General features: G+C 77.2%; 18 protein-coding genes and 1 pseudogene. 16 read left to right on the top strand and 3 right to left on the bottom strand.

The features are described 5' to 3' along the window. Window positions 1-104, bottom strand: a pseudogene (locus ABIE39_RS17850) (superoxide dismutase); the annotation flags it as partial. Window positions 105-303: 199 nt separating this feature from the next. Here ABIE39_RS17850 and arfB point away from each other — a divergent pair. Beyond that, on the top strand, window positions 304-741 hold the full coding sequence (gene arfB / locus ABIE39_RS17855) for an alternative ribosome rescue aminoacyl-tRNA hydrolase ArfB (protein ID WP_175010162.1): 438 nt from the start codon (window positions 304-306) through the stop codon (window positions 739-741). A gap of 99 nt (window positions 742-840) precedes the next feature. Here the strand turns inward: arfB and ABIE39_RS17860 are convergent, their stop codons facing one another. Continuing rightward, the gene (locus ABIE39_RS17860; protein WP_354052873.1) at window positions 841-1,470 is read right to left on the bottom strand and encodes a putative glycolipid-binding domain-containing protein; all 630 of its coding nucleotides are present in this window, start codon (window positions 1,468-1,470) and stop codon (window positions 841-843) included. Window positions 1,471-1,531: 61 nt separating this feature from the next. On the opposite strand from ABIE39_RS17860, the gene ABIE39_RS17865 reads away from it, so the two are divergent. Beyond that, complete coding sequence (locus ABIE39_RS17865; RefSeq protein WP_175010160.1) at window positions 1,532-1,951, top strand: VOC family protein; 420 nt, start codon at window positions 1,532-1,534, stop codon at window positions 1,949-1,951. On the opposite strand, the gene ABIE39_RS17870 is transcribed toward ABIE39_RS17865, so the two are convergent. Continuing rightward, on the bottom strand, window positions 1,948-2,532 hold the full coding sequence (locus tag ABIE39_RS17870) for a helix-turn-helix transcriptional regulator (protein ID WP_354052875.1): 585 nt from the start codon (window positions 2,530-2,532) through the stop codon (window positions 1,948-1,950). The two genes, ABIE39_RS17865 and ABIE39_RS17870, sit on opposite strands and share 4 nt — an antisense overlap. 228 nt (window positions 2,533-2,760) lie before the next feature. Between ABIE39_RS17870 and ABIE39_RS17875 the strand changes: the two genes are divergently transcribed. The 14 genes from ABIE39_RS17875 (at window position 2,761) to ABIE39_RS17940 (ending at window position 18,076) form a co-directional block, all read left to right on the top strand. After that, window positions 2,761-4,584, top strand: a complete 1,824-nt coding sequence (locus tag ABIE39_RS17875; RefSeq protein ID WP_354052876.1) for a fatty acyl-AMP ligase — start codon at window positions 2,761-2,763, stop codon at window positions 4,582-4,584. Further along, complete coding sequence (locus ABIE39_RS17880; protein ID WP_354052878.1) at window positions 4,581-4,847, top strand: acyl carrier protein; 267 nt, start codon at window positions 4,581-4,583, stop codon at window positions 4,845-4,847. Before ABIE39_RS17875 ends, ABIE39_RS17880 begins: the two co-directional genes overlap by 4 nt. Beyond that, on the top strand, window positions 4,844-5,863 hold the full coding sequence (locus ABIE39_RS17885; RefSeq protein ID WP_209829400.1) for a 3-oxoacyl-[acyl-carrier-protein] synthase III C-terminal domain-containing protein: 1,020 nt from the start codon (window positions 4,844-4,846) through the stop codon (window positions 5,861-5,863). The genes ABIE39_RS17880 and ABIE39_RS17885 overlap by 4 nt, the downstream gene beginning before the upstream one ends. After that, entirely contained in the window at window positions 5,860-7,308 is a 1,449-nt protein-coding gene (locus ABIE39_RS17890; protein ID WP_209829401.1) for a preATP grasp domain-containing protein, read from the top strand. The genes ABIE39_RS17885 and ABIE39_RS17890 overlap by 4 nt, the downstream gene beginning before the upstream one ends. After that, a complete protein-coding gene (locus ABIE39_RS17895) occupies window positions 7,305-8,624 on the top strand; it encodes a type III PLP-dependent enzyme (RefSeq protein WP_354052880.1) in 1,320 nt (439 codons plus the stop codon). The genes ABIE39_RS17890 and ABIE39_RS17895 overlap by 4 nt, the downstream gene beginning before the upstream one ends. Window positions 8,625-8,696: 72 nt before the next feature. Then, on the top strand, window positions 8,697-8,981 hold the full coding sequence (locus tag ABIE39_RS17900; RefSeq protein WP_021482864.1) for an acyl carrier protein: 285 nt from the start codon (window positions 8,697-8,699) through the stop codon (window positions 8,979-8,981). 37 nt (window positions 8,982-9,018) lie between these two features. Beyond that, window positions 9,019-9,954 (top strand): hypothetical protein, encoded by a 936-nt coding sequence (locus tag ABIE39_RS17905; RefSeq protein WP_175010154.1) that lies wholly within the window; start codon window positions 9,019-9,021, stop codon window positions 9,952-9,954. Then, entirely contained in the window at window positions 9,951-10,685 is a 735-nt protein-coding gene (locus ABIE39_RS17910) for an acyl-CoA dehydrogenase family protein (protein WP_354052881.1), read from the top strand. Before ABIE39_RS17905 ends, ABIE39_RS17910 begins: the two co-directional genes overlap by 4 nt. After that, the gene (locus ABIE39_RS17915; RefSeq protein WP_354052883.1) at window positions 10,682-11,830 is read left to right on the top strand and encodes an acyl-CoA dehydrogenase family protein; all 1,149 of its coding nucleotides are present in this window, start codon (window positions 10,682-10,684) and stop codon (window positions 11,828-11,830) included. Before ABIE39_RS17910 ends, ABIE39_RS17915 begins: the two co-directional genes overlap by 4 nt. A gap of 106 nt (window positions 11,831-11,936) precedes the next feature. Continuing rightward, entirely contained in the window at window positions 11,937-13,349 is a 1,413-nt protein-coding gene (locus ABIE39_RS17920) for an MATE family efflux transporter (protein ID WP_354052885.1), read from the top strand. After that, window positions 13,346-15,199 (top strand): hypothetical protein, encoded by a 1,854-nt coding sequence (locus ABIE39_RS17925; RefSeq protein ID WP_354052887.1) that lies wholly within the window; start codon window positions 13,346-13,348, stop codon window positions 15,197-15,199. Before ABIE39_RS17920 ends, ABIE39_RS17925 begins: the two co-directional genes overlap by 4 nt. Further along, the gene (locus ABIE39_RS17930) at window positions 15,196-15,894 is read left to right on the top strand and encodes an HAD-IA family hydrolase (protein WP_209829408.1); all 699 of its coding nucleotides are present in this window, start codon (window positions 15,196-15,198) and stop codon (window positions 15,892-15,894) included. The genes ABIE39_RS17925 and ABIE39_RS17930 overlap by 4 nt, the downstream gene beginning before the upstream one ends. Beyond that, entirely contained in the window at window positions 15,891-16,592 is a 702-nt protein-coding gene (locus ABIE39_RS17935; RefSeq protein ID WP_354052889.1) for a 4'-phosphopantetheinyl transferase family protein, read from the top strand. Before ABIE39_RS17930 ends, ABIE39_RS17935 begins: the two co-directional genes overlap by 4 nt. Continuing rightward, window positions 16,592-18,076, top strand: coding sequence for a condensation domain-containing protein (locus tag ABIE39_RS17940; RefSeq protein WP_354052891.1), 1,485 nt, complete (start codon window positions 16,592-16,594; stop codon window positions 18,074-18,076). Before ABIE39_RS17935 ends, ABIE39_RS17940 begins: the two co-directional genes overlap by 1 nt. Window positions 18,077-18,177 lie beyond the last annotated feature (101 nt).

An 18,177-nucleotide genomic window follows, 5' to 3' on the forward strand; every position in this document is an offset into this window, starting at 1 on the left:
GCCTGGTGGTGCTTGGAGTGGTGCAGCTCCATGATCCGCCCGGAGATGTGCGGCTCGAGCGCACCGTAGTCGTAGGACAGCTCGGGGAGAGTGTAGACAGGCATGGTTCCTCAGGTTCCTTCCGTCGGTATGCAGCCACGCTAGGACCTCGACCACGGTTGAGGTCAAGGTGGGCGCGCTGTGATCTTGCAGGTCGGACGGGTCGTCCCGCGCGTCGAGCGGCCCGGGCTGCCCGGCGGCCAGGGCGCCAGGTCCGGCGGATTCCGCTGGGGCTCGGGGACCGTCGTCGGGCACGATGGACGGATGCCCGACGACGCCCGCCCCGGCCTGCGCGTGACGACCAGCCTGGTCGTGCCCGAGGCGGAGCTGTCGTGGCGGTTCTCGCGCTCGTCCGGGCCCGGCGGGCAGGGCGTCAACACGACGGACTCGCGCGTCGAGCTGTCGTGGGACGTCGCACGGTCGGCGGTGCTCACGGAGGCCCAGCGGGCGCGGATGCTGGACCGCCTGGGGCGGCGGGTCGTGGACGGCGTCGTCACCGTCGCGGCGTCGGAGCACCGCGAGCAGCGACGCAACCGCGAGGCGGCGCGCACCCGGCTCGCGGCGCTGCTGGCGGCCGCCGTCGCACCGCCCGGGCCGACCCGGCGGGCGACGCGGCCCACGCGTGGGTCCGTCGAGCGGCGGATCGCCGCCAAGAAGCGGCGGACCGACGTCAAGCGCCTGCGCCGCCCTCCGCACGACTGACGGGGGCTCGGCTCGCCGACCACGACCCTGCCCCCGGTCGAGCACGACCCTGCTGTCGTTCTCGACGTGAGAACGACGGCAACCTCGTGGTCGGCGGGGTCAGAGGCGGCGCGCGAGCTCCGGGTAGTCGACGACCAGACCGTCGGCGTCGACGGTGAGGTCGGCCGTGAAGTCCCGCGTCGCGCTCGTGTACGTGACGACGCCCTGCCCGGTCGCGGGGTCGAGCGGCTCGCGCGCCGCGTAGACCTGGTCGCTGCGCAGGACGCGCAGCGACGGCACCTCGACCCAGGCCATGACGAGGTGCGTCTCGTGCGCCGGCGGGTCGTCCCCGAGCAGGCCGAGCCGCAGGATCGGCATCGTGTTCGTCACCGGGCAGAGCGCGATGTCGCAGTCCAGCGCCCCGTCGAGCGTGGCCGGGTCCGCCACCCCGGGCGCGGCGAGGCCCGACGGCGGCGTCCCCGTCTCGCGCACGTCGGCCCGCCACGCGCCGTCGGGCGTCCGGACGAGGTCGAGGTGCCGCGACCACCCGAGGCCCCGCACCGACACGTCGAGGTGCTCCGTCACCCAGCCCGGCCCGGTGCGCAGCGCCCACGCCGTCGCGTACGTCGTCGCGCGCGACGTGCCGAGCGCGGCCAGGCGGTCGCCGCGCACGGTGACCGTCGCCGCCTCGAGGCGGTCCGGGTCGTCGTCCCAGCCGGTCCATGCGACGTGCCTCGTCCGTGGGCTCACGCCGGTCAGTGTGGGCCGAAAAGCCGGTGCCCGCGCGGCGAGCGCGTGGCAGGGTCGCGCCATGACCTCTCGTATCTCCCACACCACGTTCGACGCGCGGGACGCCTACGCGCAGTCCGTCTTCTGGGCCCAGGTCCTCGGGTACACCGACGTGCCCGGTGACCCGAACCTCCCCGGCCACGAGGAGTGCATGATCGTCCCGCCGGCCGACGCGACGACGCCCACCGAGAGCCGTGGGCACGTCCTGTTCGTCGAGGTGCCCGACGACAAGCAGCTGAAGAACCGCGTCCACCTCGACCTGCGGCCCACCGACGGGTCGCGCGAGGAGGAGGTCGAGCGCCTGCTCGCCCTCGGCGCGACCCAGGTCGCCGACCGCCGCACGCCCGACGGCGGCGGCTGGGTCGTCCTCGCCGACCCGGAGGGCAACGAGTTCTGCATCCTGCGCAGCGACGCCCAGGTCGCGGCGGACGCGGCGCGCTAGCGGTCGGTCATCCGGATCCAGCCGCGCTGCGCGGCCCGGACGCCGGCCTCGAACCGGCTGGTGGCGCCGAGCCGCCCCATGAGGCCGGCGGCGTGACGGCGCACGGTGCGGGGCGAGACGCCGAGCCGGACGGCGACGGCGGTGTCGGTCTTGCCCTCGGCGAGGAGCCGCAGCAGCGTGTCCTCGCTCGGGGCGAGCGCGTCGCCGTCGGGCTGCGCGCGGTCCCACTCGGACTCGGCGAGGGCGCGGAGGGCGGCGACGGCGTCGCGGTCCGTCACGGCGCGCGTGCGGCCGGGGCGCGCCACGAGCACGACGGTGTCGTCGAGGGCGACGAGCGACACCGGGAGGGTGGTGGCGACCCGGCGCTCGACCGCGGGGGCGCCGCCCGCACCGCCGACGCCGAGCGTCACGACCCGGAGGCGTGCGGCGTGGCGGGTGCGCTCGCGGACCCGGACCCACAGCGGCTCCGGACAGTCCTCGCTGCCGTCGTCGAGGACGAGGACGTCGTGCGCGCGGCGCAGCGCGAGGGCCCGCGCGGAACGGCGGGCCCCGAGGACCGGGTCCCGCTCCGTCGAGGTCACGCCGTGTGACTGTAGTCGACCCCGGCAACGGTCCCGGGTCGTCCCGCGGTGCGGACCGATGTGACAGCTTGCGGGCAAGAGAAGGCTTCTGTCCTCTTCCGGCCAGCCGAATTTGTTTACACCGCGAGCAACCGCTGCGAGGCTTCCCCCGGACCGCCGGGCGGGGTGCGTGCTGCCTGGTGTCCGCGTGCGTCGGGACGGTCCCGGCGCCGGCGAGCAGGGGGCGACGTGGGCGTGCTGCCGGACGACCGGACTCTCGTGGACCTCGTCCGCGACCACGTGCGCGAGCGCCCGGACCACGCCGCGGTCGTCGTCGTGCCGGAGGTGGGGGAGCGGCGCACGCTCACCTACGCCGAGCTCGACATGCAGGCGGCGGCGCTCGCGGCGCGCCTCGCAGCCCGGCACCAGCCCGGCGACCGGGCCCTGGTCCTCTACTCCGCCACCGCGTCGTTCGTCGTCGGGCTCCTCGCGTGCTTCTCCGCCGGGCTGGTCCCCGTCCCGTCGCCCCTCCCGGGCGGGCAGGCGTACCAGCGCGAGCGCGTGCGGGGCATGCTCGCGGACTGTGACGCCGCGGTGGTGCTCGTCGACCCGACCGCCGCGACCGAGACGACGGAGTGGGCCGCGCCGCTGCGGCGGGCCGACGGCGGCCCGGTCGTCGTCACCGTGGTCGACGGCGCGACGGACGGCCCGGCACGGCGTGACCGCCCCGGCCCGCAGGACGTCGCGTTCCTCCAGTACACCTCCGGGTCCACGAGCAGCCCCAAGGGCGTCGTGGTCACGCACGCGAACGTGCTGCACCACCACGACGCCTTCACGACGGTGCTCGACCTCGTCCCGGACGACGTCTTCTGCAGCTGGCTCCCCGGGTACCACGACTTCGGGCTCGTCGGGATGCTCCTGGTGCCGCTGGGCCTCGGGGCGACGGCGGTCGTCGTGCCCTCGACGTCGTTCCTCAAGCGCCCGGTCCGCTGGCTCTCCGCCATCACCGAGACGGGGGCGACCGTCACGGCGTCGCCGAACTTCGGTTACGACCAGTGCGCGCGGCGCGTGCGCGACGACCAGCTCGCCGAGCTCGACCTGTCCCGCCTGCGCTGGGCGCTCGGGGGTGCCGAGCCGGTCGACCCCGCCGTCCTCGACGCGTTCACGCGCCGGTTCGAGGCCGTGGGCTTCCGCGGGTCCGCGCACGGCCCCGGGTACGGCCTCGCGGAGGCGACGCTGACCGCCACGTACCCCGACAGGCGGCTCCCGCTCGTCGTCACGGCGGACGAGGCGGCGCTCGCCGACGGCCGCCTGGTCGTGACGGCGGAGGCGTCGTACCTGTCCGCGCTCCCCGACGCCACGGCGGCGGCCGTCGACCCCGGCGTGCGCCTCGTGTGCTGCGGCGTGCCGAGCGGGGTGGACCTGCGGGTCGTGGACGCCGAGGGCGCCACCCTGCCGGACGGCGCGGTCGGCGAGGTCTGGCTGCGCGGCGGCAGCGTCGCGGCCGGGTACTGGGGCGACGCGTCGGCGACCGCGACGGCGGAGACCTTCGGCGCCGTCGCCGCGGACGGCACGGGACCGTGGCTGCGGACCGGCGACCTGGGGGCGATGCACGACGGGCAGCTCGTCGTCACGGGCCGCATCAAGGAGCTCCTCATCGTCGCGGGACGCAACCTCTACCCGTACGACCTCGAGCGCGAGCTGCGCCGTCTGCACCCCGGGGCCGAGGGGCGGCCGGGCGCGGTGTTCGAGGCGGACGGTCGGCCCGGCACGCTGTGCGCGGTCCAGGAGTTCCGCCCCACGCCGGGCGCCCGTGCGGACGGGGCGGCGAGCGCCGAGGAGGAGCTGGACGCCGTCGTCCGCCAGATGGCGGCCCACCTCGCGACGGTCTCGGGCGCCACGGTGCACGACGTCGTCCTCGTGCGTCCCGGCCAGGTGCCGCGGACCACGAGCGGCAAGATCCAGCGCGGCCGGGCGCGCGACCTGCACGGTCGGGGCGACCTGGCCGAGCTCCACTCCCTGCGCGCGGCCCGGGCCCGCGCGCACCCCGAGCTCGCAGGGACCCGATCATGACCGCACCCCGCCACGACGCCTTCGACGACCTCGTGCTGCGCCACGTCGCCACCGCGCTCGGCGTCGCCACCGCCGACGTGGACCCGGGGGCCGACCTCGCCGGTCTCGGCCTCGGATCGGTCCAGGTGCTGGCGCTGCTCGGCGACCTGGAGGACGCTCTCGGCGTCGACCTCGACCTGGAGGCCGTCGTCGACAACCCGACGCCCCGCGCGCTCGCGGCGCACCTGCGCAGCGTCGTCGACGTCCCCGGGACGGCGGCATGACGACCCTCGTCGACGTCGGCGCGCACGTGCCCGCGACGCGCGTGCCGATCCGCGACCTCGCCGACGAGCTCGGCCTCGACCACCTGGAGCTCGGCGTGTTCGAGCGGTTCTTCGGGCTGCGCGAGGTGTGCACGGCGCCGGGGCAGACCCTCACCGACCTGCTCGTCGCCGCGGCGCGCGCGGTGCCCGGTCTCGCGGGCAACGAGCACCGCGTGCGGTACGTGCTCGGGGCGCGGACCATCGCGACGGTCGCCCCGGTCGGGGCGAACCCCCTGCACGACGCCGCGGCGCGCCTCGGCCTGGACCACGCGGTCGTGTGGACGCTCACCCAGCACGCGTGCGCGTCGGCGCTGCTCGCGGTCGACCTCGCGGGGCGCCTCCTCGCGTCGGACGGCGACCCGGACGCGCTCGCGCTCGTGCTCACGGGCGAGAAGGCGTTCAGCCCGGGCTCCCGGCTCATCGAGGGCACGACGATCATGGGCGAGGGCACGGCGGCGTGCCTCGTCGCGGCGTCGGGCCCGCCTGTCGGCGGGTCGGTGCGCACGCCGGGCAGCCCCGTCCTCGCGTACGCGACCCGCACGCTGGGCGAGTACCACCAGGTGCCGCTGCCCGAGGACCTCGCGGGCCCGTTCGGCGTCGCGTACACCGAGGTGCTGGCCGAGGTCGTGCTCGAGGCGGTCGAGCGCGCGGGCCTCACGCTGGACGACCTCGCGCTCGTCCTGCCGCACAACGTCAACCGCGTCTCCTGGCGGCGGCTGTGCGCGCGCCTCGCCCTCCCGCTCGCGCGCGTCCGGCTCGACGACGTCCCGGTGACCGGCCACTGCTTCGGGGCGGACTCGTTCATCGGCTACGCCGCGGCGCGCACCGAGGGTCGGCTGCGGCCCGGCGACCCGTTCCTCATGGTCGCCGTCGGGCTGGGCGCCACGTTCTCCGCCATGGTCCTGCGCCACGAGGGCTCCGACACCTCCGAGGGCTCCGAGAGCGACGCGGTCCATGACACGAAGGAGCAGGCATGACGGTCGAGCAGGTGACGGGGACCGCCTCGCACGCGTCGGCGGCGGTCGGCCGCGAGCCGTTCCTCGCGCGCGCCAAGCGCGCGCTCGCGGGCGCGCCCGACGCGCCGCTCGTGCTGCTGGGGAACTTCGAGGTCGAGGACGCGTGGGCGGTCGGCGAGGTCGGCCTGCCCACGGTCGGCGGCGCGTCGGCGACGGCTGCGCTCGTCCACCGCATGGACGAGCTCGCGCTGCTGCTCGCCGGCCCGCGCGACCACGTCGTGCTCAAGGCCGAGCCCGACCCCGACCACCTCGCGCACCTGGACGCTCTCGGCGTCGGGCTGCCCACGGTGCACGTCGCCGGGTCGAGCGACCCCCTGCGCACGGTGACGCTCGACGCCCTCGACTCGCCCGCGCTGCTCGCGCGCCTCGGGGAGCTCGCGGCGGACGGCGTGCGGCTCCTCGCGCACGGGACGTCGTCGACCGAGGAGGACCTCGCGACGGCGACGGGCCTGCGCTCGGTGCTCCCCGACGCGGCGACGACCAAGACCGTCAACAGCAAGGTCTACAGCCGCGGCCTGTGCGACGAGCTGGGCGTCGAGCAGGCGCGCGGCTGGGCGTGCCGGACCGTCGAGGACTTCGAGCGCGCGTGCGCCGAGGCCGCGCGGCTCGTCGCGGACGGCGCGACCGTCGGCGTCAAGGACGCGTACGGCGTCTCGGGCAAGGGGATCCTCGTCGTCGACGACCCGCGCCGGCTCGACCAGCTCGTGCGCATGGTCGCGCGCCGGGCCGCGCGCTCGGGCGACGACCGCCTCGCCGTCGTGGTGGAGGTCTGGGCCGACAAGGCCACGGACCTCAACTACCACTTCACCGTCGCGCGCGACGGCTCGGTCACGTTCGACTTCGTCAAGGAGGCGATCACGGAGGGCGGCGTCCACCAGGGCCACCGCATCCCGTCGCGCCTGCCCGCGGACCAGGTCGACACGCTGGCCGAGCTGTCCGGGCGTCTCGGCACGCGTCTCGCGGCCGACGGCTTCCACGGCCTCGTCGGGGTCGACGCGCTCGTGCGCACGGACGGTCGGCTCCTGCCCGTCCTCGAGATCAACGCGCGCAGCAACATGTCGACGTACACCGTCCCGCTCCAGGAGCGGTTCCAGCCGGACGGGTGGGTCGCGCTCGCGCGCCAGTACCCGCTGGTGCTCGACGCTCCGCTCCCGTTCGCGGCGCTCCACGACCTCCTCGGGGACCTGCTGCCGGGCGCCCCCGGCGAGGCGGGCCTCGTCGTCCAGGGGACGGGCACCGTCAACGCGGGTGCGCCGGGCCCGACGCCGGGCGCCACGTTCGCGGGCCGCCTCCACGGCCTCCTCGTCGCGCCCGACGACGAGGCCCTGACCCGCCTCGACCGCGCCGTGACGGAGCGGCTGGCCTCGCGGCCCTCCGCCCGCCCCACCGAAGGAGACGCCCGATGACCACGACGCCGACCCGGCCGACGACGCCCGGGAGCGCGGACCTCGCCGCGGTCGCGGAGCGGTACGGGACCCCCGTGTACGTGTACGACGGCGACGTGCTCGCCGCGAACTACCGGGCGCTGCGCGAGCGGCTGCACCCCGCGCTGGGGATCTTCTACTCGCTCAAGGCGAACCCGAACGTCAGCGTCTGCGGGCTGCTGCACGCGCTCGGCGCGAACGCCGAGGTGTCGTCGCTCGCCGAGCTGCGCACCGCGCTCGCCGCGGGCGTCGCGCCGCAGGACGTCCTGTTCCTCGGCCCCGGCAAGAGCCGCGACGAGCTCGTCTCGTGCCTCAACTCGGGCGTGCGCGCGATCATCGTGGAGTCGCTCCCCGAGCTCGCGCTCGTGGACGAGCTCGCGCAGGCGGTGGGACGGCCCGCGCGCGTCGTGCTGCGCGTCAACCCGTCGTTCTCCGTGAAGGGCTCCGGGCTCACGATGGGCGGCAAGCCGCGCCAGTTCGGGATCGACGAGCAGCAGCTCCTCGACGCGCGCGACCTGTGCGCCGGGCTCACCGCGGCCCGCGTCGTGGGCGTCCAGGTGTACCTGGGGACGCGCATCCTCGACGAGGGCACGATCGCCGAGAACACGACGCGGATCTTCGACCTCGCGGAGCGGCTCGCGGAGCGCCTGCGGTTCCCGCTGGAGCTCGTCGACGTCGGCGGGGGCCTGGGCGTCGCGTACTTCGAGCGCGAGCGCGACCTCGACGTCGAGGTCCTCACCGCGGCGCTCAACCCCGTCGTCGAGGCGTTCGTGCAGCGCCACCCCCGGACCGACCTCGTCATGGAGCTCGGCCGCTACCTCGTGGCGCTCTGCGGCACGTACGTCGCGCGCGTGCGGTACGTGAAGGAGTCCATGGGCGAGCGGTTCGCCGTGGCCGACGGCGGCACGAACCACCACATGGCGGCCGTCGGCATCGGGTCGTTCGTCAAGCGCAACTTCCCCATGCGCCGCGTCGGGCCCGCCTCGACCGCCGAGGACGTCGCGTGGAACGTCACCGGTCCCCTGTGCACCCCCAACGACACGATCGGCAAGGCCGTGGCCCTCCCGGCCGACCTCGCACCGGGCGACCTCGTCGCCGTGGAACGCTCCGGCGCGTACGGCGCGACGGCGTCGCCGGTGCACTTCCTCAGCCACGGGTACCCGGCCGAGGTCCTCACGCTGGGCGACGAGACGTTCCTCGTCCGGCACGCGGACACGCCCGACGACCTCCTCGCGCGCCAGGTGTTCCACGACCTCGGCGCGCGGGTCGAGCCCGTCGCCGCCGGCGCCGTCCCCTGACCCGCCGCCCGTCCGCCGTCGTCCAGCCACCGCCCGCCCCGCGGGCGCCGACCCACCACCGGAGGAACCATCGTGAGCACCAGCACCGAGCCGCAGGAGGCCCTCGGCCGCGAGCGCGTCGTGGGGGCCGTCGTCGAGGCGCTGTCGAGCGTCCTCGGGCGACCGCTGCCCGACGTGACCGCCACGACGCGCCTGTTCGACGACCTCGACCTCGACTCCACGAGCGTCCTCGGCCTGCTCATGGCCCTCGAGGACTCCCTCGACATGGAGGTCGACCCGGAGTCGCTCGAGCAGCACCACCTCGAGACGGTCGGCTCGCTGACGGACTTCGTCGTCGAGCACTCGACCCGGAACTGACGTGCCGTCCGGGGGCAGCGGCGCCGGAGCCTCGCGGGTGTCCCGGCCGCGCGGGGACGGGCTGCGGGTACGGGCGGTCGTGGACGTCCCGGTCGACGACCTCGCGCCCGTCGGGGACGGGACGCGGCGCTCGGTCGCGGAGGACCTGCGCTACGTCTACGGCGAGGACCAGCCGACGGACTGGCTCGAGGACGGGCCTGGCCGCGACTACCCGACGATGATCCGCGCCGCGCGCGCGGCCCTCGGCGGGCGCGGTCTGCTCGACGACGTGCGCCTCGTCGTGCTCGTCGTGACGACACCCGACCTTCAGCACGAACGGCTCCTCGGCGGGTTCGTCGCGGACCTGTTCGACGGCGGCCCCTTCACCTTCTGCGTCACGGAGCAGGGGGTCGCGGGCCCGTTCACCGCGCTGCGGCTCGCGGGCGAGCTGCTCGCCGACGGCGGGCCGGGCGTCGGGTCGGACGGCGGGTCGGGCGATGCAGCGCGTGGTGGGACGGCCGTCGTGCTCGTCCTCGAGCAGTGCACGCTCCCGCCCACGGCGACGCGCGTCCCGGCGCGGGACCGCGTGGTGGCGCTCGTCGTGGGGCGCGACGGCGCGGGGCGGCCGGTCGAGGACCTGTCGGTCGTGCGGGTGCCGCGAGGTCCGCGTCCCGCGGGTCGCGGCGCGTCGGCGGAGGCGTCCGCCGCGCCCCGGAAGGTGGGCCCGGACGCCCGGCGCGTCGTCCTCGGCGTCGACGTGGAACTCGCCGACGTGCCCCTGCTCGACGGCGACGTCGTGCGGCACACCGCCCGCGGGGCCGCGGCGACGGGCGTCTGGGAGGTGCTCGCGGACGACGACGCCCCGGACGCGCCCGTCGTGCTGCACGAGCGGTGCGTCGAGCTCGGCTACCGCTGCTCGCTCGCCCTCGGTCCGTGGTCGGCCGCGACGTCCCGCGAGACCGACGGCCGCGCCCGCGAGGCGGTGCTCGCATGAGCACGGGGATCGTCTCGCGAGACGCGGGCACGGTGGGTGCCGACGTCGTGGCGACCGGGGTCCCCGGGGTGCGCGACGTCGCCCGAGAGCAGGGCGCGGTCGCGGCGCTCGTCGCGCTCGCCGCGGTGCTGCCGGTCGCGGTGCTGCCGGGCGAGTGCGTCCTGCTGCCCGACGCCGTCGCCCCGCCGCCCGGGTCGGTGCTGCTGGGCGAGGTGCTGTCGGACGCCGGCCCGCTGCTCGCGTGGCGCGCGGCGTCCGAGACGGTGGACGACCGACGTGCCCGTGCCGCGGACGCCGCGTGGCGCGTCGGCGTGGCGTGGGCGCGGACGGGCCTGTGCGAACGGTTGACCGACCGTGCCGTCGACCGGCTCCGCGGCCGGAGCATCGGCGGCGCGGCGACGGTGAACCTGCCGCCGGTGCGCCTCGTCCTCGCGGACGCGGCGCTCGCGCACCTGGAGGCGCAGGCCCTGCTGGCGCGCGTGACCGCGGAGCCCGGGGAGCCGGCGGGGCGCGGGGGGCCGGCGGACGCCGGGCCGGTCCCCGCGGCGACGCTGGCGCGCGTCACCACGGTGCTCGACCGCGCGTCGCGCGCCGTCCACAACCTGTTCGGCGCCTCGGGGTTCGTCGACGGCGAGGCGGCCCGGCTGTCCCGCACGATCGACCTGCTCGGCCACGCGAGCGGCACGCTGCCGACCGCGGCCACCGGCGGCGGGGAAGGGGAGGACGCATGACCACCGTCGATCTCGGCGCGCTGCGGGACCACCTGCGCCCCGTGGCCGCCGCGCTCCGCGAGCGCGCGCTCGCGGTCGACACCGACCCGGGAGCCCTGCACGCGCTCCTCGACTCCGGTGTGCTGCCCTACCGACAGCTCGGCGGCTTCCCGCCCGGCTACCTCGACGACCCGCTGCGCGTGCGGGGCGTGCCCGTGCTCGTGCGCACGTGCGTCGAGCGCGCCGTCGTCGCGGAGACGCTCGCGTGGGGCGACGCGTCCGTCGTCGTCGGGGCGCCGGGGCCGTCGATGTCCGGGGTCGTCGTGGACGACCTCGCGGACGACGAGCAGCGCGACCGCTTCTACCGGCACGTCGCGCAGCCGCGCACCTGGACGTTCTTCGGGCTCACCGAGCCCGACCGCGGCTCGGACGCCGCCGCGCTCGAGACCGCGGTGGTCGCAGAAGGCGTCCTGCGCGGCCACAAGAAGTACGTCGGCAACGTCGCCCGCGCGAGCCTCGGCGTCGTGTTCACGCGGCACCGCCCGGGTCCGCTCGGGGTCGGGGTGTACCTCGTCGACACCGCGCGCCCGGGCTTCGACGCCGCCCCGCTCGTGACGACGGGCATGCGGGCCGTGCAGCTCGGCGAGGTGCGGCTGCGCGACGTGCCGCTCCGCCCGGAGGACACCCTGGGCCGGCACCTCTCGCCGTCGCGCCGCGGGCTCCTCGGTGCGGTCCGCACGTTCAACCGGCTGCGGCCCGTCGTCGCGGCGCTGGCAGTGGGTGTCACGCAGGCGGCGCTGGACTACGTGCGGGCCGAGCGGTCGTCGTTCCGGGCCGACGAGCGCCGGCTGCTCGAGACGTTCGACGACCGCCTCCACGCGGCCCGGGCCCTCGTGCTCCAGGCGGCGCGCGGGGCCGACGCCGACCCGGCGGACGGGACGCTGCCCGCGGCGGCGAAGGCCACGGCGCTGGACCTCGCGGACGAGGTCACCCGCACGGTGCCCGCGCTGCTCGGCCCCGGTGCACGCTGGGAGCACCCGTACCTCGACAAGCTCGTCCGGGACGTGCCCGGGCTGGAGATGATGGAGGGCACGCGGACCGTCCAGCGGCTCACGCTCGCCCAGGGCTGGCTGCAGGGCAGGGCACGGCATGCCGAGCTGGTCTAGGGCTGCAGGAAGGGCGCCGGCCTTGCCCGCACCCGGGCCTGATCCGCACGCCGCCGCGCCGCTGGACGGGGCGGGCGGCTCGGATGCTGCCGGAGGCTCGCGCGCGGTGGGCGCCCCGACGGACGTGTCGGTCCCGTCGGTCCCGTCGGTCGCGAGGCTGCGTCGTCGCGTCCTGCGGCTCGCGGGCCCGATCTGCGCCGCGCTCGTCGTCGGGGCGCTCGCGCAGCTCGTCGTGGCGGCGCTGCTCGGCCACATGGGCGACGACGCCCTGTACGTGCGCGCGCTGTTCATCCCCGTGACGTTCCTCGTCCTCGCGGTCCAGGAGGGCCTCGACGTCTCGACGCAGGTCGGGTTCGCTCGCCTGCGCGGCGCGCGCGACGGGGACGACGCGCCGACGTCCGCGACGACGGCGCTCCTGGGCCGGTTCGTGGGTGCGGGCACCGCGGTGCTCGGCGCCGTGGCGCTCCTCGTCGTCCTCGCCGCCCCGGCGCTCGCGACCGTGCTCGCGGTGCCGGGCCCGCTCGTCGCGGAGTTCGTGGCGTTCGCGCGCTGGACGGTCGTCGCGAGCGTCCTGTCCGTGCCGACGACGGTGGCGGCCGCCGCGCTGCGCGGCTGGGGCCGCACGGGCGCGTCGGCGACCGTGGCGCTGCTCGTCGCCGGGCTGCAGGTCGTCGTCGTGTGGCTGGCCGGGCTGGTCGGCGGGTTCGGCGTCCTCGCCGTCCCGGTCGCGATCACGGGGTCGACCCTCGTGGGCGCGGGCGTCGCGTGGGTCCTCCTCGTGCGCGCGCGCCTCCTCCCGAGCCCAGGACGGCCGACGCGCGGCGTCGCGCGACCGGGCGCGGCGGACCACCGGGGCGTCGACGTGCGCGCGCTCCTCCTCGGCGTCGGCCTGCCGGTCGGCCTGTCCTACCTCCTGCTCACCGTGACGAACCTCGTCATGGTGTGGGTGCTCGGGCCGTCGGGGACCGCCGTCGTCGCCGGGTTCGGCGGCGCGGCGACGGTCCAGACGCTCGTCGTCGTGCCGGCCATCGGCCTCGCGGCCGCGGTGAGCATCGTCATGAACCAGCAGTGGGGTGCGGGCGCGCTCGGTCTCCTGCCGCGCACGTTCCGCGCCGGGACGGTCGTGGTCGCGGGGACGTACGTCGTCGTGGGCGGCCTCGTCCTCGCGGCGGCGCCCCTCCTCGCGGGGCAGCTCTCCGCCGACCCGGAGGTCGCCGCGCAGGCGGCGCTGTACCTGCGGGTCGTCGGGCCGTCGTACGCGGGCGTCGGCCTCGTGCTGTACCTCGTGACGCTGCTCGAGCAGCTCGGCTACGGGCGCGTCGCCGTGACGCTCAACGTGCTCTACCACGCGGTGTCGCTCGGGGTCGGCGGGGCGCTCGCGCGGTCGGGCGGCGGGCCCACCGCGCTGTACGCGACGATCGCGGTGACGAACGTCGTCGGGCTGGCCGTCCTGCTCCCCGTCGCGGTGCACCTCGTGCGACGACGCGCGGGCAGCCGGGTGCGGCAGGGTACGCCGTGACGGCCGGAGCGGCGGTCGCGCGCGCCGGGGAGCCCGGGCCGGGAACGGCCACGACCGGCGGAGAGGGCCGCGACCCGGTGCTGAGCGTCGTCGTCATGCACCACCCGGCGCGGGGCGACGTGTCCGGCCTCGTGCGTGCGTGCGCGCCGCTGGACGTCCGCGTCGTGGAGGACCCCGACCCGGACGGTCCGCCCAGCCCGCTGCGCACCGCCAAGCGCGCCTGGGCCGCCGTCGCGCCGGATGCGACGCACCACCTCGTGCTCCAGGACGACGTCACGCCCGTCGCGGGCTTCGCCGCACTCGTCCGGCGGGCCGTGCGGGCCCGCCCGCGGCACGCCGTCGCGCTGTACTCGAACTGGAACAGCCCGCGCAACGCCTACCTCGTGCGCGCCGCCGCGGCCGCGGGCCAGGCCTGGGCGCCGCTGGGCCACGACGAGTGGGTGCCGACCCTCGGCCTCGTGCTCCCCGCCGACGGCGCCCGACGCCTCGCCGCGCACCTCGCGACCCTGCCCGACGACGCGCGCGACGACGACGAGGCCGTCGTGACGTTCTGCGCACGCGAGGGGTACCCGGTCGTCGCGACGCTGCCGCACCTGCTCGAGCACGGCGACCGCCCCAGCCTCGCGGGCAACGACGCGCACGGCGCCCGCCACGCCACCGTCCCGGCGGGCGACGTCGTCGACCCGGACGCGTGGGACCGTCCGGGGCCGGAGCGCACGCCACCGCGCACGCCCGCGACCCTGCGGTCGGTCGCCGTGACGCTCGACCGGTCGCGCTGCACGCTGCGCGTCCTGCGTCCGGCGGTGGGCGAGCCGCTCGAGCACCCGTTCGGGTGGGGCTGGGACGCGTGGGCGGGGTGGCTCGGCGTCGACCCGGCGGTCGTCGCGCACGACGTCGCGGCGCTCGCCGCCGGGGTCTGCCCGGAGCTCGGGGGTGTCGCGCCCGCAACGCTCGTCGAGCTCGGCGCGGCGTGCTGGCTGCTCGGGTCCGACGTCGCGCGCACGGACTGGCCGCCGCCCGCCGGCCCGGGGACGACGGCGCACCGCGCGGCCGCGGTGCGGACGTGGGTGCTCTCGGGGCTGCTCCCCGCCGACCGCCCCGAGGGCCGGGTGGACGAGCTCGTCGCGTTCGGCCTCGACGCGCTCGCCGCAGGCACGGCGTGGGCGGTGACCAGGGCTTCGGCCTCCGCCGTGGGCGGCGCGTCCCCCGCGGGACACGCCCGGCCCGATCCGGCCGTTCTCGACGACCGACCCGACCTGGCCGCTCTCGACGACCGGCTCGACCCTGCCGCCCTCGACGCGGTGCGGCTCCTGGCCGAGCGGGACGCGGCCGTCGTCTGCCGCGCGGCCGGTCCCGCGGTGCCGGTGCGGGTCGTCGTGCACGACTGCGCGTCGTGCGGTGCGCAGGCCGCGGACGCCGTCGCCGACCTCGCCGCGCACGGTGACCTCGACGGCGCGGCCGAGCACGCCGTCGCGGCCGAGCACACCGCGGCGGCCGCCGTCGAGCCGGAAACCGCCGACGTCCGGGCGACGGTCGAGGTCCTCGCGTGCGAGCGGCTGGAGGTGCGCGGGCTCCTCGGCCTCGTGCCGGGCGGACGGCACGTCTCGCGCGGGTTGTGGGCTGCTCGCCGCGCGTCGGCCACGGGCGAGGAGCGGCTCGACGCCGCCGACCTCCTCGTGGCGCTGGTGGACGAGGCGTCCGGCCTCCCCGTCGTGGCCCGAGCGGTGGGCGCGCCGCTCGGCCGCCCGAGCCGTGCGCCGCTCGGGCTCCAGCATGCGACGGGTGCCGCGCAGGAGTACGCCGACCGGTACGCCGCTGCGCGGTCCGCGCGCGCGGCGGAGCTGCTGTGAGCGGCGGCCCGGCAGGGGGGTGGCGGTGGCGCGGGGACGCGCTGCTGCTCGATCTCGACGGCACGCTCGTCGACTCGTCCGCCGCGATCGAGCGCCACACGCTCGCGTGGGCCGCGCGCCTCGGGCTCGACGGCGCGGCCGTCGTCGCCGCGTCCCACGGGCGTCGCGACGTCGAGGTCGTCCGCCTCGTCGCCCCGAGCACCGACGTCGCGCGCGAGGTCGCGTGGCTGCACCGCCTCTCGTGCGACGACACGGAGGGCGTCGTCGCCGTGCCGGGCGCGGCCGACCTGCTGGCCCGGCTGGACCCGCGCACGTGGACCGTCGTGACGTCGGCGGCGCGCGAGGTCGCGCTCGCGCGCCTCACGGCGGCCGGGCTGCCGGTGCCGGGGCGCCTCGTGTGCTCGGAGGACGTGACGCGCGGGAAGCCCGACCCCGAGGGTTTTCGCGCCGGGGCCGGGCTGCTCGACGTCGACCCACGGCGGTGCCTCGTGCTCGAGGACTCGGCGGCGGGCGTGGCGGCGGGGTGCGGGGCGACAGCGGCGGTGCTCGCCGTCGGGCCGGAGCCCGTGCCGGGGGCGCACCACCGCGTGCCGGACCTGCGGCCGGTGGCGGCGCGGCCGCTGCGCGGCGGGCTGGAGGTCGTCGTGCGGGTCGACCGCGCTCTGCGTGACGCCGGGCTGGAGGTCGTGGCGTGAACGGTGCCCGCGAGGTCGAGGTCTGGTCCGTCGACACGACGGTCCCCGTGCCGGGCGGCGAGACCCTCCTCGGCCCGGCCGAGCGCGCGCGGTCCGCGCGGTTCGTGTCCGGCGTCGACGCGTCCCGCTACGTGCACGCCCACGTCGCCGCCCGGACGATCCTCGCGCGCCGCACGGGGCTCTCACCGACGGACGTCGGGTGGGAGGTGGGGCCTCACGGGAAGCCGGGACCCGTCGTCGGGCAGCGGTGGAACCTCAGCCGGAGCGGGGGGCACGCGCTCGTCGCGCTCGCCGCCGCCGACGTGGGCGTCGACGTGCAGGTGCGCGACCCCCGCGTCGACGTGGCCCGTGTCGCGGCGCGCTACCTCGCCCCCGCTGGACGGACCGCGGGAGCCGCCGACGACTGGCGGCGCCTCGCGCGCCTGGAGGCGTGCGCCAAGGCGGTCGGCGGGCGCCTGCTCGACGTGCTCGGGCTCGACGTCACGACCCCCGGGCTCGTGCGGGCCGACGGCGGCGCGTGGCACGGGCAGGAGTGGTGGGTGACCGACGTGCCGGCCCCGGGCGGCGCCGTCGCCGCGTGCGCGACGCCCGGTGCGCGCCCGCACGTATGCCGCGTCCGGGCGTGGCCGGGTGAGCAGCGCGACCGCCTCCGCACGGTCCGGGTCCCGCAACCGGTCGCCGCAGGGGAGGGGTTCTGATGAGGGTCGTGCACCGGGTCGAGGTCCGTGGCCCGGCGGGCGAGGGGCCCGCCACGTGGGGACAGACCGCCATCCGGCGGGCGCTCGCGGCGCTCGCGCCGCAGGACCACCAGTTCAACCTCGTCTGGGGCGGTCCGCTCGACCGTCCGCTGCCCGTCGCCGCGGCGGTCGAGGTCGTGCGGGCGCTCGTCGAGCGCCACGACTCCCTGCGGACGCGGGTCCACGCGCGGGGCGACGGCTTCGTCCAGGAGCTCTGCGGCGCCGGGGAGGTGGAGGTCGTCGAGGAGCGGGTCGACGACCTCGACGCCGTCGCCGTGCGCGGCGCACGGATGCGCCACGAGCTCTGGGGCCGGGCGTTCGACTACGCGACGGACCTGCCCGTGCGCGCCGGTCTCGTGACCGTCGACGGCGCGGTGCACCACACGGTGCTCGTCGTCGCGCACACCGCCCTCGACGGGTGGGGCCTGCCCGTGCTCGACGCCGACCTCACGGCCCTCGCCGCCGGGACCGTCCCGCCGGAGCGGGCCGCGTGGACGCCGCTCGACGAGGCGGCCTGGCAGACGTCGGACGCGGGCCGACGGCACGACGCCGCCGCCCGCGCGCGCACCTTGCGCACGATGCGGGCCGCGCCCGTCGAGATCTTCCCGCGGGGGAGCATCGCCGCCGGGACCATCGACGGCGGGAGCACCGCCCGCGAGGGCGCAGGAGACGGGAGCACGGACGGCGGCGGCACGGTGGCCGCCGCGCGGCCGCGCTACCGGCAGGCCGTCCTGCGGTCGATGCGGCTCGGTCCCGCCGCCGAGCGCGTGGCGGCCCGGTGGCGCACGAGCACGTCCGGGGTGCTGCTCGCGGCGTCGTGCCGAGCGCTGGCCGCCGCCGCGGGCCGGGACGACCTCGCGCTCCAGGTCATGGTGAGCAACCGGTTCCGCCCGGCGCTCGCGGACGCCGTCGTGACGACCGCGATGGAGGGGTTGCTCCACGTCGACGGTCTCGACGCCCCGCTCGAGGAGGTCGGGCCGCGCGTCTGGCGGGCCGCGATGACGGCGTACCGCTCGGCGTACTACGACAAGGACCTGCTCCGGCGCGAGGCCGCCGCCGACCCGACGACCGCGCACGACGGGACCTGCTGGTACAACGACCGGCGCGGCACCGGGCCCGACCGGACGCTGCGCGCACGACCGACGCGGTCACGGCGGCTGGCGTGCGCCGACGCGTCCGACGAGCAGGGCGGCGTCACGCTCACGCTGCACCTCGTGGACGCACCGGGCGGCGGCGTCGACGTGGTGCTGACGGCGGACGCCACACGCCTCGACGACGCGACCGCGGAGTCCGTGGTGCGGGACGTCGAGCGCACGGTCCTGGCGGCCTCCCGGACCCCGCCGACGGCGGGGCCCCGACCCACCCGCGACGCGCCTCGTGACCTGCCCCCCGACGCGGCCGTGCCTCCGCCCGCGAGGCCCGCGCCCGCGCGTCGGGCGGTGTGACGTCCGCAACGGGGTGCGGCTGAGGTGGCGCCAGCGCGTGCGAGGAGTGCCGGACCCTGGGAGTGTTCACGTCCGCAGGGGGAAACCGACATATCGGAGGA

Origin of the sequence: Cellulosimicrobium sp. 4261, assembly GCF_040546915.1 — a bacterium.
Taxonomy (GTDB): Bacteria; Actinomycetota; Actinomycetes; order Actinomycetales; family Cellulomonadaceae; genus Cellulosimicrobium; species Cellulosimicrobium cinnabarinum.